The sequence below is a fragment of the Roseovarius sp. genome, assembly GCF_030373445.1.
In the GTDB taxonomy this organism is placed as follows: Bacteria; Pseudomonadota; Alphaproteobacteria; order Rhodobacterales; family Rhodobacteraceae; genus Roseovarius.
Window position 1 is genome coordinate 180,927 of sequence record NZ_JAUCYU010000011.1, and the last position, 17,025, is coordinate 197,951.

Genomic DNA, 17,025 nt, shown 5'->3' on the forward strand with positions numbered 1-17,025 from the left:
TTCCATGTCCGCCCGCGCCGTTTTTCTATCTGCCCTCTGGCTCGTATTCTTTGCCACCTCCGCCACGGCGGCGGAGCTCTACCTGCGCACCGGGGAAATTGCCGTTTACAACGGCTGGACTGATGCAAGCGAGCAACGCAACGAAATCGGCCGCATCCAGGGCGGACGGCCCGCCGCCGAACTCAACAAGCTCCATCGGCAGACGCGTGAATTCTACCGGATCGAGCATGGCGAGGTGGAAGGGATCATCCGCGCCGAGGATTTACTGCTAAGCGAAACCGACCTCGAAGATGAGGGGTTGATCCAGTTCCTGCCGGCCAACGGATCCTCTTTCTTCCGCGGGTCGTCGATGGCGCCGCCGCGCCTGACGAATAACGGGCGCTACCTCATCAACAGCAACCGCGCTTTTCTTGATCTGGAACTGGAGCGCGTGGTGCTGGAACTTGGGCCGGTCACCAATTCTGCCATGGGGCAAGGGGTTCTGACCGAGACACGATACGTCAGCACCTCGACCGGGACATCTGATCTCTCGCGCTTGATCGCCTACGACACGGACAACATCTCGCAGTTTCAGGAATACAACTCCTACGACTATGGAATGGCAGATTTCCAACGTATCTGGCACAGCGGCCAAGGGGACGTGATCTTTGCGACAGGTCAACTCGATGGTGATATCAATGACCGGCGCGCCGACCTGATCGCCGTCGATGTGCTTACCGGCGAAGAACTGTTTCGGCACTCTCTCAAGGCACCGAACGGCTATGTCAACCTTGCCCGAATGAATGACGGGCGGTGGCTTATCTTGCAGCGCGCCGGTGTCGGCGGGGGCGAGCATCTCTACCTGCTTGATCCTGTGGGCTTGTCCATAGATCGCGAGACGACGGTTGATTTTGCGACAGACTGTTCCGCAGGCGGCCCGCGTTTCAAAATTTTCGAACAAGACAACATTGTTGAGTTCGGGCTGGAATGTTCGGACCACTCTACACCTTCCTATTTCGCAGCAGTCGACCTGGAACGATTCGAGCTTCTCTGGAAAAAGGTCGAGACCGGCCTCACCGCGATTCAGTACACACCGGAGGTCGGATACTTTCACTCTCCACGCTACGGCAAAGCCTTTGCCGCCGATATCTTCACCGGCGAACGGACCGACGACCCGCGTCCCTTTCCCGCCTACGAGCATGGCGAATCGCGGCGCAGTTACGAAGTAAGTTCACCCGACGGAACGGTTTCCGTGATGTTCCGCGGCAGCCTCTGGGTTCGGCCCAATAGACATGGTGTGGCGAAGGAAAGCATAACCTTCGCGTCGGGTCTGCGCCAGGATCTCAGCATCACCCGATCCGGCCCTGGTCTCGACAAGAGTTTCGATGTGTCCTTTGCCCGCCGGCAATGGGCCGATCTGGACCCCGAGTCGAACCTGCTGCGAACCGTCATCATGGATGGACCGGAGGAAAAGGCCTATTTCGAGTGGACCTTGGGGCAGCCCGAGGTTTCGGTGGCGCAACCGCTTCCCGAAGACGTATTCTGGCTCTCGGGGCCGGAGGACACGCCGCGCAAGGCGCTCGTGCTTGCCGATCTGGAGGATATCGACAAACGCCTTGTCGACATCCACAGGCTCGCCCCCGGGTCCCGCGTCGCCAGCGACGGAGAGATCATCCTGGCCCCACCACGGCGAAACTCATTGACATCTTGCCAGCAGTCGAACGGCAACGACATCTGGAAATGGTCAGGCGCGAAGGGCCGGCACCTCTTGCTGAACCATTGCTTCATCGACACCCAAAGCGATGACGGCACCTGGTCGTACGTGGACGACATGACAGTGAAGCTGCGGTCGGGGTGCCGTTACGGCCGCGATGCCGGCCCGTGCAGGTCCTCGCATTTCGGCGACTTGCAAATCACCCACCGGCTGGTCGCAACCGATAGCGGCACCGCTTTGGTGAGCTATGGTATCACGTCCGACAACGGCATCGAGGTGCTCGTTCAACACCCCGACGCGCCCGAGGTACCACGCTACCTTGCCTTCGACTTCCTCGACAGGGATTTTCACCTCTATGATCAGGGCGACAATACCTACAATGCAAACCTGTACGTATTGCCGCCATTGGACGGTACCCTGAGGTTCCTGGTTCGGGGTGTGCCTAAGACCGACCCCAAGATGCGCGGCGACTACGGCCCCACCTGGCAGAGCACCTTCATTTACCGCTTCGACCTGTTGGGCAACCAGATCGGCGCGCCGATGCGCGCCAGTTCGGAATTGAGCCCGGACGGTCTGATCGGTGCGCAGGATATCGCGGCGGACAATGATGCCGTGGTGATCGCGGGCAGCTCGGGCGGGCTTTACTTCTTCGACGCCACCATGGCTCAGGTTAGCGGCCATCCCCGCCACCCTGGCTTCACCGGCCTCGGCAACGCCGAAATCCTGATGGGCGATGGCTATACGGTCGTCCCGCAAACCGCGAGTGCCTCGGACGTTTTCAACACTGCCACCGGCGAACATCTCGCCACCCTGCATTTTGGCCCCGATGGGGCGGCTCTGGCGCTCCTGCCGTCGGGGTTCTTCTCGTTTAACGAGCTCTCGGCGGCGGCCGACATTCTTGTCAGGAACCGCGAAACCAACCGCGCGGTGCCATTGTCCGCCTTTGCCGAAACCTTCTACCGGCCCGACCTCGTGCAGGCGGCGCTTGTGGGCGACCCCGGCCGCCAACTGGCCGATGCCCGAGCCAGCGTCTCGCTCGCAGATGCGTTCGAGGCCGGCCCCGCCCCGCGCGTGACCGACCTGACGCTGGAGCAGGACAATCGGCCCGGCGCGGTCATCGCCCGGGCCACCTTGTCGGTGGGCGAGGGCGGGCTTGGCTGGCTGCTGTGGCGCGTGAATGAAAGGGTCGTGGCAATCGATGAAAGCCAGGCCGGTGCCGAGACCGAGGAGGTGCTGATCACCCGCAAACTGCCCTTGTCGACGGGGGCAAACGAGGTCTCGGTGCAGGCCACGAATTCCAGCCGCCTGCAAAGCTCGGAGGCGGTCAGCGTGGCCGGCCCGGAATTCGAGGGCGACGCCGCGCCCGGGAAGTTGCATATTCTGACGGTTGCCGTTCAGGATTACGCTGACGACCGGCTGGACCTTGCATACCCCACCCGCGACGCGGAAGCCTTCGAAAAGGCCCTCGTCGGTGCAGCGACCGCGCAGGACGCCCGAGTGCGGCCCGCTTCGCTGCTGGGCCGGGAAATCTCTGTCACGCGGCTCTTCGATCAGGATGTCACGCGCGCCAGGGTGGCCGAGACGATACGCGATATGTCAGAACGGATGCATCCGAACGATGTCTTCGTCCTCTTCGTCGCAGGTCACGGCTTGACCGATGAAGGCCGCTTCCACTTCCTCGCCTCCGACGTCCGGACCGGCCGCGACCCCAAGGCGGAGCTGGCTGAACGCGCGATCTCTCAAAGCGACCTGAACAGGTGGCTGTCCCGCCTTCCTGCTCAGCGCTCGATTGTTCTGATCGATGCTTGCGAAAGCGGCTCGGCCTTGCGGATGGACGCGGCCTTCCGCCTGCATCAGGCCTCCGTCAATGGTGCGGTCGGAAGCGGATCGACCCGCTTGATGCTATCGGCATCTGCCGAAACCCAATATGCCCTCGAGGGCCATAACGGCCACGGGGCCTTCACCAGCGTCCTGCTGGACGCTTTCGCATCGGGAGATCAAAATGGTGACGGGCTCATCAGCGCAACCGAGCTGTCGGATTATGTCATGACCACCCTGCCGGAACTTACTTCGGAAAAGTGGAGCTACCGGCAGGTTCCGCAAATCAACCTGATCGGCGAAGACATCATCTTGGGGCGATCTCGTTGATTTGCGTGGATTGCGGCCGAACGCGTGGGAAAACTCACACGGGCGGTAAGTGAAGGCTCAGTCCGCTTCAGCCCACGTTGCTTTGATATGACTCCTTTCGGTACACGGGAACGTTTCCCATTCGTCTAGTGTCCTGAGTATAGTGCCGGTGCAAGGAACGTTTATTGAAAGCTGTTTGATGCAAGACCGGCAGATCATGGGGCTCATTGCCACATTTGTGGCGGTGGCCGAACTTGGCAGCTTCAAACGTGCGGCCGAGCGAGTTGGCAGATCACCCGCTGCGGTAAGCGGGCAAATTGCTCAACTGGAAGAAATCGTGGGCGTGAGGCTTCTTGTCAGGACTACACGATCGGTTCGTTTATCGGACGCGGGGGAAGAGTTTCTGATACGCGGGCGGCGTGTCCTTAACGAGACGGACCGGCTGCTGCGGGATTTCAAGGCAAACACTGCGGCCTTCTCGGGGAGCGTCGAGTTGTCCGTTTCTCCGACCATCGCGGTCAGCATCATTCCCGAGGCGATCAAGCGGATCGAGCTGGAGCAGCCGGATGTGAAGGTATCTTTGTTGGAGGCTCTTCGTACCGACATGCTGAGCTCGGTCGAAAGCGGGGCCGTCGATTTTGGCATAGGCCCGTATTCTGACGTTCCCGAGGTGCTCGAATTCACACCTCTCTTCGAGCAGGAGTTCAAGCTCATACTACCAGAGACGCACCCGATAGCGCGACGTGGTTTCGCCGAGGCAGAGGATTTGCGCCACCTTCACCTCATGTGCCCAAGCGTCGGCAGCACCGCCCGCGGCGTCCTGGACGACCTCTCGCGGCGGGCGGATATCAAGATCATGCCCCGGCATGAGAGCATGCAGTATCCGACGCTTTACGCGCTTGTCGCTGCCGGGCTCGGGGCAACGGTCATGCCCGTGGTCGACCCACGGCTTCTTGTCGCGTCAAGGCTGGTGGCGCTTTCCTTCAAGGATCAGCGCGCCTCGCGAACGATTGGAAAAATCTCGCGCAGAGGCGAGAAACTGTCGCCGGTCGCGGACCTATTGCTGGGAACATTGGTAAACACCGCGGCAAAGAATGCAGACCGGCTCGGCCTTGCTATCTGATTATTAGAATTTTCCAACTTATTGTTTAAATATTTAAGTTTTTATTAATGAATGGCTTTCGATAGCCTTGGTTTTGCGCGAACCAGGAGGACGAAAGTGAAACTGTTCATGTCGGGCAATTCGCCCTACGCGCGGAAAGTGCGCGTAATGCTGCGCGAGCTTGATCAGGCCGACAGCGTGCAAGAAGTCTCTATAAATCCTCGTGATCCGGCGACGGGTTTCTGGGATATCAATCCTGTCGGGAAGATTCCGGCGTTGTCACTAGATAATGGTGTCACGATCATCGAATCCGATCATGTGTGCCGGTACTTGGATGATCGGTTCGCCAATGGCGCGATGCATAAGCCCGTCGATCGCGATGCCGGCCGTTTGCGTATCCTTGGCCTTGCCCAAGGTATTTTGGATAAGGGAATGCTGACGCGGGTCGAGAAACAGCGCAAAGGCGGTCCCGATCAGGATGAATTCGTAAAATTCCATCAGGCTGCGGTCTGTCGCGCACTTGATGCGCTCGAGGAAGTTGCACCCGATTCAGTTAGCGTTCCGGACATGGCCGACATCGCAGCAGTATGCGCCGCGGATTGGGTCGGATTTCGTCATCCGGAGCTGGAAATTCTCGACACTCGCCCACGCTTGTCAGGTTGGGTGTCAACTTTGAACGCGCGGCCGGCCTTCGCCGCGACTCGACCCGGCTAAGGCAGGGCCGACAAAACCGCTTGAAGGTCAAAATAGGGAGGAGACCATGAAAAGACGTGAACTTCTGAAGATGAGTGCCGCCGCAGGCGGTCTGGTGGCCATGCCAGCCGTTCTGCGCGCAGCAAGTGCTGTGGAACTGACCGTGGTGCACGGCAGCCCCAATAAACACGTGATCTCTGCCGGCGGCGTCGAGCCCTGGATGAACAAGCTCAAGGAGCTGGTGGGCGACGCCGTGTCGTACAATTATTTCCCGGCCGGGCAGCTGGCCAATCTCAAGGGCCTGATGAACGCGGTCCAGACCGGCGTCGCCGACGCGGTGCCGGTGCCGATCGGCTATGTGAGCGACAAGATGCCCCTGAACGGTGTTTCGACGCTGCCCGGGCTGGGTTCGTCGGCGCGCACGAATATCGACACCTACGCCGCCGCGATCCAGACGCCCGAACTGATGGGCGAGTTCGACGAGAACGGGATCGTGCCGATCTGGAACATGGCGTACCCGCCTTACCAGCTGTTCTCGTCCAAGGGTGCCATTCGCAGCCTTGCCGAGTTCGAGGGCCGCGTCATCCGGTCGGCCGGTGGCAGCATGAATCTTGCCATCGAGTCGCTGGGCGCCGCGCCGGCCGAGATTTCCGCCAGCGACATCTACGTCGCGATGGAGCGGGGCACGGTCAACGCGACACTCTCGGCCTTCAGCAGCGTGAAGGGCTACGGCGTGCAAGAACTCTGTGACGCCGCCAGCACCAATGGCTCGTTCGGGACGTTCACCAACGTCTTCTCGATCCGGCAGGAAAAGTGGGACACGATCCCGGCCGAGATCCAGGATGCGATCATGGAAGCCGGAAAATTCACCGAACAGCATGTCGGCGACCTGATGGATTCCGACACCGAAACGCTGGGCAAGGAATTCTCCGAGCTCGGCATGGATCTTTACGCGTTCCCGGCCGAGGAGCTGGACAAGATCAACGGCGCGCTGGAATCTGTCCACGACAGCTGGGTCGAACGTCTGGCGGGCCGTGGTCTTCCGGCCGAGGCGGCGCTTGAGAAATATCGCAAGGCCGCAAAACAGGCATGACATCGGGTGTCTTCAAAAGAACGGTGGGGGCAGCCGATCACGCGTTGTGCGCGGTCGAGAATGTCTTCATCGTCGTGGGCGGGGCGGCTATCGCCCTTGCGATGGTCTTCGTCAGTTCAGATGCCGTGATGCGGCATCTGTTCTCTGCCCCGCTCACGTTTCAATACACGCTGACTGAAAGCTACCTGATGGTGATGGGCTTTTCCCTGGCACTTCCCTGGGGATACCGGACAGGCGGGCGTATCCGCATCCAGCTCTTGCTCAACACCATTCCTAAGGGGCCGCGCATCCTGCTTTTGCGGGCCGGGAATATCCTGGCAGCCATCTACCTGACGTTCATCTGCTGGCAGGCCCTGGGAAAGACAACCGACGCCTTCGTCAAGAACGACCTGATGATGGGCGTGATCGACTGGCCGGTTGGATGGTCATGGGTATGGATTCCGATCGGGATGTTCATGCTCGTCCTTCGGCTTCTCGTCGATGCTTTCAGCGACTTCGACCTAGACGCGCCCGCGGCGCACTAACCCGACAGGCCTGTTCATGACCATACTCGCCGGCACTCTGCTGCTGATCCTGTTTCTCTTGCTTGGTCTGCCCGTTGGCTTCGCCCTTGGCGTGGCGGGTAGTATCAGCCTGCTGTTCGTGGCCCCGCAGGCCACCGTTCTGGGCCTGATGACAGAGGTCGTGCACCACACCTTTGCCAATTACGTGATCCTGACCATCCCGGCCTTCGTGATGATGTCGGAATTTCTCAGCGCGGGCGGCATCGCCGACGACATGATGATCGCGTGCAACCGGCTGATGCGAAAGGTGAAGGGCGGGCTGGCCATGGCCTGTGTTCTGGCCGGCGCCGTTCTGGCGGCCACGTCCGGCTCGAGCACGGCCTCGGTGGCCACCATCGCCCGCGCTGCCTACCCGACGATGAGCCGGCTGGGCTACAATCCGGGCCTTGCGATCGGTACGATCTCGATCGCGGGCACGCTGGCCATCATGATCCCGCCGTCGATCGCGCTTGTCGTCTACGGCATCCTGACCGAGGAATCGATCGGCAAGTTGTTCATCGCCGGCATCGGCCCGGGGGTGGTGACGGGGCTGGGCTACATGGTCGCGATCCGCCTGGTGCTCTGGCGCAACCCCGACTGGGCGCCGTCGCATGACGACGCGCTGACCGATGCCGAAGGCCACCGGCTCGAACAGAAGGGGCGGGTCTGGCCGGTCGTGTTGCTGGTGGTGCTCGTGTTGGGCAGTCTCTATTCTGGGCTGGCGACGCCAACCGAAGTGGGCGCCATCGGGGCGGTCGGTGCCTTCCTGCTGTCGCTCTCGCTTGGCCGACTGCGCGCCGGCACCGCGGCCACCGCCATCGGCAACACGCTGCGGACCAGCGCGATGATCGTGACGATCATCTTCGGCGCGCTAATGTTCGGGTATTTCATGACCTACACCCAGGTCACCAACCACCTGCTCGACTTCATCGCCGCATCCGATATCTCGCCGCATCTCGTGCTGGTGCTGATCCTTCTGATGTATCTCCTGCTGGGCATGCTGATGGATCAGTTCGCGATCCTCGTGCTGACGGTGCCGGTCAGTTATTCGATCGTCACGGGCCTCGGCTTCGACCCGATCTGGTTCGGCATCCTGATCGTCAAGACCGCCGAAATCGGGCTGGTGACACCGCCTGTAGGCCTGAACGTCTTCATTGCCTCAGCCGCCACGAAGACGCCCACCAAGGTCGGGTTCAAGGGCGTCGCCCCCTTCGTCGCGGTCGAGCTGGTGCTGCTGGCGCTACTCGTGTCCTTCCCGGAAATCTCTCTGTTTCTCGTGAACTAGCCCGGAGGCCAGAATGAAACTCTTCACCTACTGCCTTCAGAGCGACAGACCCCGCGCCGGGTTTGCCCTGAACGGGGACTACTTCGATCTGGGCGCCGCCCTTCTCGCACGCGGCAAGACGGATCAGGCCGATCTCGTTCAGAACGGCGGGCTTCGCGCCATGCTCGAACACGGGCTGCTCGACGATCCGGCGTTTGGTGACGTGACCGCCGCCGAAGGGCCAAAGAAACTGGACCCTGACACCATCCGGTTCCTTCCGCCCACCGGCCGGCCCGCCAACGTGATCGGCGTCGGGCGCAACTACGGGGCCCACGCGCTGGAAGGTGGTCTGCAGGCACAGGAAGAGCCCCGGCTTTTCGCCAAGCTGACCTCCTCCGTCATCGGCCACCGCGACCCGATCCGCCGGCCGACGGGGGTCACCAAGCTCGATTGGGAAGGCGAGATCGGCATCGTCATCGGCAAAACTGTCCGAGGCGTGGGTGGAACCGGGGCGCTGGGGGCGATCGCGGGCTATATCCCCCTCAATGACGTGACGGCCCGGGAATTCCAGTTCGACAGAAGCCCCGGCCAGACGACCTTTGCGAAAAGCCTCGACACGTTCTGCCCGGCCGGGCCGGTCATGCTGGCCGCCGGCGACAAGGTCGACCCCGGGGGGATGTCGCTGCGCACCTTCGTGAACGACGACCTCGTTCAGGAAGGCAAGACAGACGACCTGATCTTTCCGATCCCCTACCTGGTCAGCTTCATCAGCCGGTACGTGACCCTGTCGCCGGGCGACATCATCGCCTCTGGCACGCCCGCCGGCGTGGGCCATTTCCGGGAACCGCCCACGTACCTGCAGCCCGGCGACGAGGTGCGGGTCGAGGTCGAGGGGCTGCCGGCCCTCGTCAACCCGGTCGTGGATGAAAGCTGAGGAGCCAACGAAAGAATGAGCGAAGACAAACAAGACACCCTTTACGACGCCCAATCCGTTCGCAGGCAGGCGGCCGAGGTTCTGTCCGCATGGGGCATGGGGCCCGAGAATGTCGCGCTGACGGCCGAGGCGATGCTCGATTGCGACCTGCGCGGGATCGGCACGCACGGGATATCCCTGCTTGCGCTGTACGAAAAGTGGCGTGAGGGCGGCAACTTCAACCTTGGCGCCGATGATCGCGTGCTGAGCGACGGCCCCGGCTACGCCAGCATCGACGCCCAGGGCGGGCTTGGCTTCCCGGTCTCGGTGCGCGCCGTCGACCTGGCCTGCAAAAAGGCCAGAGAGGTCGGCGTGGCCGCCGTCACCGTCAACAACTCGCGCCACTTCGGGGCCGCCGGTTATTACGCCCGACGCGGGGCAGAGCAGGGCATGATCCTGCTCGTCGCCTCCTCCACCAAGGTGGTGTGCGTCGTGCCGCCGGGCGCGGGCGAGTCCGTTCTGGGCACCAACCCGCTGGCTTACGGCGTGCCGCGACAGGGCACGCATCCGATCGTGTTCGACATGGCCACCTCGACGGCCGCCGGCAACAAGATCCGTCTGTTCCAGCTGACGGGCGATCCCGTGCCCGAAGGCTGGGTCGTCGATGGCGAGGGCGCCACCGTGGCCGACCCCGAGGTTGCCGCCAAAATCGTGTACGGCAATCGGCCCGGGGGGCTGACCCCGCTGGGCTCGACCCCGCAGATGGGCGCCTTCAAGGGCTACGGGCTCGCCCTGCTGGGGCATTTCCTTGGCGGTACGCTGGCGGGTGGCGCGTTCACCGGCGCCCGCGGCGACGCGGCGCCCAAGGGCGACAATATCGGTCACTTCTTCCTGGCGCTCGACCCCGAGAAATTCCGCGGCCTGGCAGAGTTTCACACGGACCTCGGCATCGTCGACGACACCCTTCGCGCGACACCGCCGCTCGACCCCGAGCGCCCGGTTCTGCTGCCCGGGGATGTCGAAAAGGCGTTGTCCGACCGGCGCCTCGTCGAAGGCGTGCCCTTGTCATCCGAGCTGGTGGCGCATCTGCGGCGCATCGCCCAGGCGGCGGGGGCCGAATTCGTGCTGTCGCCCGTCACCCAATCCACAGAATCAGCCTAGGAGGTATCGAAATGGTTAATGTCGTTCCCAATGATGACATCATGGGCGCACGGGTCGAAGGCCTCGACCTGTCCAAGCCCATGGACAGAAAAGTCTACGAGACGGTCATGCACGCGGTGGGCACCCACGGTGTCGTCTGCTTTCCCAACCAGCATCTCGAAGCGGGAGAGCTGAAAGCCTTTGCCCAAAACTTCGGCGGGCTCGAGGTCAACGTCGCCAATTCTTTCATGGATGACGAGCACCCCGAGGTGATGATCCTGTCGAACATCAAGGAAAACGGCAAGCCAATCGGGCTGGCCGATGCCGGGCAGGACTGGCACACCGACATGTCCTATTCCAAGGATATCGCGTTCGCCAACGTGCTTTACGGTATCAAGATTCCGCGGCGGAACGGCGTGCCGCTCGGCTGCACGGAATTCGCCAACATGCACAAGGCCTACGAAGACCTGCCCGACGATATCAGGCAGAAGATCGAAGACCGCACCGCGACGCACGACTTCAACAAGTTCTGGGAAAAGATGCGCCGCGAGAAGGGAAGTGCGCGCCCGCCGCTGACGCCGGAACAGCGCGCGAAAAAGCCGCCGGTCTCGCACCCGATGGTGATGACGCACCCGATCACCGGCAAGAAGGTGCTCTATGCCAACCCGGGCTATACCATGAAGATCGACGGCATGGACCCCGAGGAAAGCGATGAAATCCTGACATTCCTGTTCGACCATCAGCTTCAGGACAAGTATCGCTACAAGCACCTTTGGTCCGAGAACGACGTCATCATGTGGGACAATATCGGCACGCTGCACAATGCTGTCGCCGATTACGGCCCGGATGAGCCACGTCTGATCAAGCGGTGCCAGGTGATGGCAGACAAGGTTTTTGACTTCGAGTTCAAGACGACAGCGTGAGCCATGCCAGGCCGGCCTGGCCGCACGCCGGACCGGGGAATATACACCCGCATAACAGACAGCAGGACCCAATGCAGTATACAAGCGAAGAAGGCTACGAACCGCTTCCGTTCGACCCGTTCAAGGCCATCATTGCGCCGCGGCCGATCGGCTGGATCTCGACCGTCGACACGGAAGGGCGCCCGAACCTCGCCCCCTACAGTTTCTTCAATGCCGTCTCGAGCCGGCCCAACATGATCGGCTTTTCCAGCGACGGCTACAAGCACTCGCCGCGCAATGCCAGGGACACCGGCGAGTTCGTCTTCAACCTGTCGACCAGACCACTGCTCGAGCAGATGAACCGCACATCGGAAGAGGTCGAAGACGGCGTCAACGAGTTCGACTTTGCCGGGCTTGGCATGACGCCTTCGAAACTGGTTGCGCCCCCACGCGTGACCGAGGCGCCTGCCGCCCTCGAATGCAAGGTAGTGTCCTGTGACGAACTCACGGATATGCACGGCGCATCAACTGGTCGCTGGTGGGTCGTGGGGCAGGTCGTGGCCGTCTATATCGACGATGACCTCATCCGCGACGGCCGCTTCGATACCGCGAAAGCGCAACCGCTGGGGCGCTGCGGCTATCGCGACTATGCGACGGCGGGCGACCTTTTCGAACTGTTGCGCCCGACCGACCCCGGGCGCGTGATCAGATAAGACTCTATCGCCTGATCGTTTCCAGCAGCGTCAAGCGCCTTCAGCTACAAGAGGAGCCGAAACCGGAGCGCGCTACTTGGCTAAAGCAACGGCGCGGTTTCTGATCCCGCATACGGTTTCGAGATACTTGAATTGACTGCAATCTATCATGCGGGCAGCGTAGGCCAGCGGCGTACCGACCTCAACCTGAGTTCTATTGACTAAGCCCAAGTGTGAGATTTCGTTGCAAGCTCATCGCTTTGGCACTGCCTCGACCCATGCCCCATTTCTCGATCGTCTGGCAAGGCCGTCCGTTGGTGCGAGCTAGTATATTTCCCTTAAGGCTTGCATGCGTTCATTCCAGATCCGATTTTCCCTGAACTGTCGCACTGCAATGTACGCCATCACAAAGCTTACCGACGCGACTGCAAATATCACTTCAATCGGCATTCCCAGACTCCTCCACGAGGTTCTCTCAAGCAAAAGAATTACATACCTAAGTATGTATAATTTGCACTTACGACATCAACACAGATACGGCCCTCGGCAGGAATAACTGTGTACTTATATCGAGAACAATCGTGGAGCTTTATCACTGCTTTCAAGGTCTTGAGAACACATCGCAGTTTCAAACTGCACGCCAATGCTTCATCGACTTGATGGCGCCGCCCACGTGGATCATGCCCGGTAACCGATACTCCCCCGGGAAATCTCCTCCGTTAGGGAAACCGTATACGCTGTCATGAGTACACAGCTCGGATTTGACCAACGGCCAGACTACATCCATCAGAAAGGCTTGGTCACCAAACCGGTTCTCAAAGTAGTCTGTGGCGCTTCCAAGGGTTTCGCGCATGTTGGGAAGCACACCAGAAACGCCCCCCCACATCCCTGCCAGAATGAGTTCCATATGATAAATATGGTCACGCATCACGTGAAATCGTTTGCCCGACCTTATCCATTCGTCTACCGCGAGGAACTCTTGCACATTCAAACGTGAATCCGCGTCCCGGCAGACGAAAAAATCCGTGTCCGGATCATCTGATACCAAGAAACGCCACATTGGCCGGATCTTTTTTAATTCCGGATCCTGGAGAATTATCACTTGGGCGCCGTGCTTTTCCAACTCTGCACGCGCGTCAGCCGGAACAGTTTCGTCGCAGTAAAAACGAGCGGTCCACCCCACGTAGATATGTGGGGCGATTTGCGCGTTTACGATGGCTCCCGTGACGTAGGTCGGATCGTCTCCCCAAAGGGAGAATGAAATGATGTTCCGCTTGGTGCGGCTCGGATCGAACTGGGGTCGTCGATCTTTCAAAGCCAATCCGTTGAATGGAGACGATGCGAACTTCTCGAAGGCAATCTTGTCCTTGAGCTTCAGGTTTACCATTCCTTCTTGAGTGGCCCTCTCATGCTGGCCGGTTCGCCATAGAGAGGTTACAAACGCGTTGCGAGCTGCCGGGTCTTCCTTCAACTCCAGCGCCCGCTCGAACGCTTGCACGGCCTCGTCAAACTTCTGGTTCTGCTTCATGGTGACGCCATAGCTGCACCATCCGTCAAAATGGTCAGGCTTCGACCGAAGAAATGCTTTGTATACAGTCGCGGACTGTTCGATCTCGCCGGCATGTTTCAACTGGATAGCCTGAAACAAGCTGGCATCACTTTCTGGTTTCAAGCGGGCGGCCAACTCGTACGCGACCGCCGCTTTCAAATGCTTGCCGTTTGCCGCAAACGCTCTGGCGCGGACCTTTAGAACGTCAAAGGACAACTCCTTCAATTCATCCCTGCTTGTCATGGCGGCCTCTCAAGTTGATCTGAGCGTCGACAAAGAACAGCAAATAGGGACGGCGCGCAAGTTTAGGATTCTGAAGCAAATCTGCTTAGCGCGCAAAGCTCAGATATGTACTGCTTTCAATGCGGCCCTTTTGGGACGCACCAAAGCTCACCCGGTCTGGCCTATTGAAACAATTGGCGGCTGTCACTATCCGGCGACTTAACGCAGGATAATGACAGATCGTAGCTCTTCAGAGACCAGATTTCTTCAGTTCAGTATAACCCGAGTTCCTTCGCACGAAGTACAGCCTGTGTCCGGTTCTTCGCCTCGAGTTTGCCGCAGATCGAACGGACATGCATTTTTATGGTAGGTTCGGCCAGTTGCAGCGCCTCGCCAATCTCCCGGTTCGACAAGCCTTCGACCAACTGGGCCAAGACGAGGCTCTCTTTCCTGGACAGTAGCCCGTCTGCACCATGTTCATCTTGTTCACGGTCGATTGTGATCTGGCGAGGGAGATACAATTCTCCTGCGGCCATAAACTGCAAGGCGTTGGCGAGCGTACGCATCGGCGTCGTCTTCAGCACGATGCCTGCTGCGTTGGCATTGACGATGTCAGTTACGTTTCTTCCTGATGGGTTTCCCGTGATGATGCCAACAGGCTTGCCGTCATTTGCCTGTATCGCCGTTTTCAGACCGACAATGCCCTTCATTCCAGGCATGACGAAATCCAGAAGGACGACGTCAAATGGTCCATTCTTCTTGATTTCTTCTACAGCGTCCGTCAGCGATCTGGCCGTCCAAACTTCAAAATCTCCGGTTTGCGATAGAAACAGTTCTATCATCTCGAGAATCATCTCATGGTCGTCAGCCACAAGGACTCGGACCTTTCCATTATGGTTTTTGTTCATTCCAGGCACTCTGTTCCGCTAGTACTGGTTACCAAGTTATCGACATTTACATTGATTAAGATTGATTAAGATTGACTTAACCGCACATGACCAGTGTTCCACTTTAACGTACTTTTATTGGCGGAGTTCCGCGGATGTGTTCCAAGACTCGCACTTATCCACGCAGTGTGGATTTTCGGAAGCGAATCGCCCGCAGGGCATTATTTCAGAACCTGATCCGCCGTTTTGATCGCGTCATTCAGCAAACCGAGGGCCGCCGAGAATGCAGCGCTTTCGACAGAACGGACCTTCGAAACGGCCTGCACGATCCTGAGAGCGTGGTCGAGTTGTGACAGGCCTGTCATCCCTGCTGATCCAACAGCAGAGTGTATTTCGTTCCTATCAGGCGATTTCCCATTGTTCTCCGTCAAGCTTGAATGCAGCCGTTCAGCCTCTTCGAGGGCACGACGCATCATTTTGTTTGTTGCCTCCTGGCCAAACTCCTCGTTGAGTTCATTTGTCACGCTCGTATCGAGAACCAACCATGACGTTGCGGCACGAGTTCGTTCGGCGGTGTCCAATATATTCCTGATCCGGTTGCGAAGAACATGTGGACGCACGGGTTTTAGAATCAAATCCAACATTCCGATCGCTTAGCATGCCTCCAGGCAACTGTCGTCGGATTCGGCGGTCAGGGCGGCAACCAGAGGGCGCTTCGACGCTTCGGAGCGGATCAATTCAATAGCAAGTGCAAGGCCATCGGTCTCTGGCATGTTCAGGTCGGTCAGTACGAGATCATAGGCGATGTCCGCGGTCCGTACGCACGCCAACGCAGCATCGCCACTTGTCGCGGATGTTACGGTTTCCGCCTCGGCAGACAGTGCCTTCACGAACAAGTCGAGGTTGACCTGGTTATCGTCTACAACGAGAATCCTTGGTTTTCTGGTTCTTGGGTCATGAAGGTCCATTTCGGGCTCGTGGAGGCGTTTGCCGTCGGCCTTCTCTGCAAGGGGCAGTGAGAAAGTTGTAGTGAACCGCGAGCCGCGACCAAGTTCTGTATCTACTTCGATATCCCCGCCCATTGCCCTGACAGCTTCTGCCACCGCGTATGTTCCGATGCCAAACCCGGAAGCGTCGCTGTTGCTGGCTGCGCGACTCTCGTAAGGCTTGAACAAGCGATGAAGATCTTCCTCCGCAATTCCTTTTCCGGTGTCCTCGACGGACAACGTTACAAGACAATGTAGATTGTCGGGGGTGATATCTTCGGAAATCCTCAGAGTGATGGTACCGTTCTGCGTAAACTTGTTTGCATTGCTGAGCAGGTTCTGGACGATTGTATCTACGAGGCTTGAGTTGCCTGTCAGCAAACTATCGAAAGTATCGATCTCGACAGTTATTTTGTTTTTATTCTTGTCGGCAATTGCCTTCATCCTCTCGGTGATTTCGGAAGCGCGTACGCCAATCTGGAAAACCGAAAGTGTCTCTTTCGGACGGTAATGCTCCGCGCGTGCGGACGTGAGGAGACCATTGGCGAGGTCCAATGCCCTTTCCGTGGCATTTCTGATGTTGACCATGGATTGGCAGACTGACGTGTCTTCGTTCCCGGGGCATTCCGCAAAGAGGTCAACGCTGGCGAGAATTGTCTGGAGCTCGTTTCGGATGTCGTGCGCGGTAACTGCCTGTTTATGCGTCGTTTCGGCGAAACTGGAGTCGTTTGACTGATCGTCTATCATCTAAGTCGGTTCCTGCACCCCGTCATGTATCTGCGATGTCACCTCTGGCTGACAAGAGAAACGGCAAGCTTTTTTACGCTTGGGTACATCATTGCACAGATTCGTTTTAGCGGCATGTATCAATGCCAATTAAATTGGCAAATTGCGCCTGATTTCTTTCGATAGTTCTCGAATTGTAACCAGTTGTTCGGATTAGGGAGAAATGTTGCGAAGCTCACATGGAGAAATCTCCGGCTCGTTGCATAAATGTTTTTTTAAAATCAATTGGTTGGACGGATACGTAAAGTTTTAGGGTCGCTCCCTACGCAGTTTCGTTGACATGCATAGCCAAAAGTCGGCAATACATACTTAAGATTGTTTATGGAAACGAAAGTATCTTCATTGGCTGAGTACTGGGCTGTCGGCAGAGAGTCGGCAGTTGAACTGGCCCCATTTTCGACCGGACACCTGGGCCTGAACCAGGAGGCTTAGGC

At 58.9% G+C, this 17,025-nt stretch carries 14 protein-coding genes; 10 read left to right on the top strand and 4 right to left on the bottom strand.

From position 1 onward, the window contains the following. Positions 1-4: 4 nt before the first annotated feature. The 10 genes from QUV18_RS18865 to QUV18_RS18910 all read left to right on the top strand — a co-directional run bounded on the left by QUV18_RS18865 (position 5) and on the right by QUV18_RS18910 (position 12,182). Positions 5-3,841, top strand: a complete 3,837-nt coding sequence (locus QUV18_RS18865; RefSeq protein WP_300895647.1) for a caspase family protein — start codon at positions 5-7, stop codon at positions 3,839-3,841. A gap of 178 nt (positions 3,842-4,019) precedes the next feature. After that, positions 4,020-4,943: a LysR family transcriptional regulator gene (locus tag QUV18_RS18870; RefSeq protein WP_300895648.1), complete on the top strand. Its 924-nt coding sequence runs from the start codon at positions 4,020-4,022 to the stop codon at positions 4,941-4,943. Positions 4,944-5,039: 96 nt separating this feature from the next. Then, complete coding sequence (locus QUV18_RS18875; protein WP_300895649.1) at positions 5,040-5,636, top strand: glutathione S-transferase family protein; 597 nt, start codon at positions 5,040-5,042, stop codon at positions 5,634-5,636. Positions 5,637-5,682: 46 nt separating this feature from the next. Next, positions 5,683-6,708: a TRAP transporter substrate-binding protein DctP gene (dctP, locus tag QUV18_RS18880; RefSeq protein ID WP_300895650.1), complete on the top strand. Its 1,026-nt coding sequence runs from the start codon at positions 5,683-5,685 to the stop codon at positions 6,706-6,708. Continuing rightward, positions 6,705-7,232 carry a TRAP transporter small permease gene (locus tag QUV18_RS18885; RefSeq protein ID WP_300895651.1) on the top strand — a complete coding sequence of 176 codons (528 nt, stop codon included), beginning with the start codon at positions 6,705-6,707 and terminating at the stop codon, positions 7,230-7,232. Before dctP ends, QUV18_RS18885 begins: the two co-directional genes overlap by 4 nt. 16 nt (positions 7,233-7,248) lie before the next feature. Next, entirely contained in the window at positions 7,249-8,535 is a 1,287-nt protein-coding gene (locus tag QUV18_RS18890; protein ID WP_300895652.1) for a TRAP transporter large permease, read from the top strand. Between the two features lie 13 nt (positions 8,536-8,548). Then, complete coding sequence (locus QUV18_RS18895) at positions 8,549-9,448, top strand: fumarylacetoacetate hydrolase family protein (RefSeq protein ID WP_300895653.1); 900 nt, start codon at positions 8,549-8,551, stop codon at positions 9,446-9,448. Between the two features lie 15 nt (positions 9,449-9,463). Beyond that, positions 9,464-10,588 carry an Ldh family oxidoreductase gene (locus QUV18_RS18900; RefSeq protein WP_300895654.1) on the top strand — a complete coding sequence of 375 codons (1,125 nt, stop codon included), beginning with the start codon at positions 9,464-9,466 and terminating at the stop codon, positions 10,586-10,588. Between the two features lie 11 nt (positions 10,589-10,599). Next, positions 10,600-11,490, top strand: coding sequence for a TauD/TfdA family dioxygenase (locus QUV18_RS18905; protein ID WP_300895655.1), 891 nt, complete (start codon positions 10,600-10,602; stop codon positions 11,488-11,490). Between the two features lie 71 nt (positions 11,491-11,561). After that, complete coding sequence (locus QUV18_RS18910; protein ID WP_300895656.1) at positions 11,562-12,182, top strand: flavin reductase family protein; 621 nt, start codon at positions 11,562-11,564, stop codon at positions 12,180-12,182. Between the two features lie 607 nt (positions 12,183-12,789). Here QUV18_RS18910 and QUV18_RS18915 read toward each other — a convergent pair. The 4 genes from QUV18_RS18915 to QUV18_RS18930 all read right to left on the bottom strand — a co-directional run bounded on the left by QUV18_RS18915 (position 12,790) and on the right by QUV18_RS18930 (position 16,552). After that, complete coding sequence (locus QUV18_RS18915) at positions 12,790-13,953, bottom strand: tetratricopeptide repeat protein (RefSeq protein ID WP_300895657.1); 1,164 nt, start codon at positions 13,951-13,953, stop codon at positions 12,790-12,792. Positions 13,954-14,204: 251 nt separating this feature from the next. Continuing rightward, positions 14,205-14,804: a response regulator transcription factor gene (locus QUV18_RS18920; RefSeq protein ID WP_300895658.1), complete on the bottom strand. Its 600-nt coding sequence runs from the start codon at positions 14,802-14,804 to the stop codon at positions 14,205-14,207. 236 nt (positions 14,805-15,040) lie between these two features. Further along, positions 15,041-15,463: a hypothetical protein gene (locus QUV18_RS18925; protein WP_300895659.1), complete on the bottom strand. Its 423-nt coding sequence runs from the start codon at positions 15,461-15,463 to the stop codon at positions 15,041-15,043. A gap of 9 nt (positions 15,464-15,472) precedes the next feature. After that, positions 15,473-16,552 carry a hybrid sensor histidine kinase/response regulator gene (locus QUV18_RS18930; RefSeq protein ID WP_300895660.1) on the bottom strand — a complete coding sequence of 360 codons (1,080 nt, stop codon included), beginning with the start codon at positions 16,550-16,552 and terminating at the stop codon, positions 15,473-15,475. Positions 16,553-17,025 lie beyond the last annotated feature (473 nt).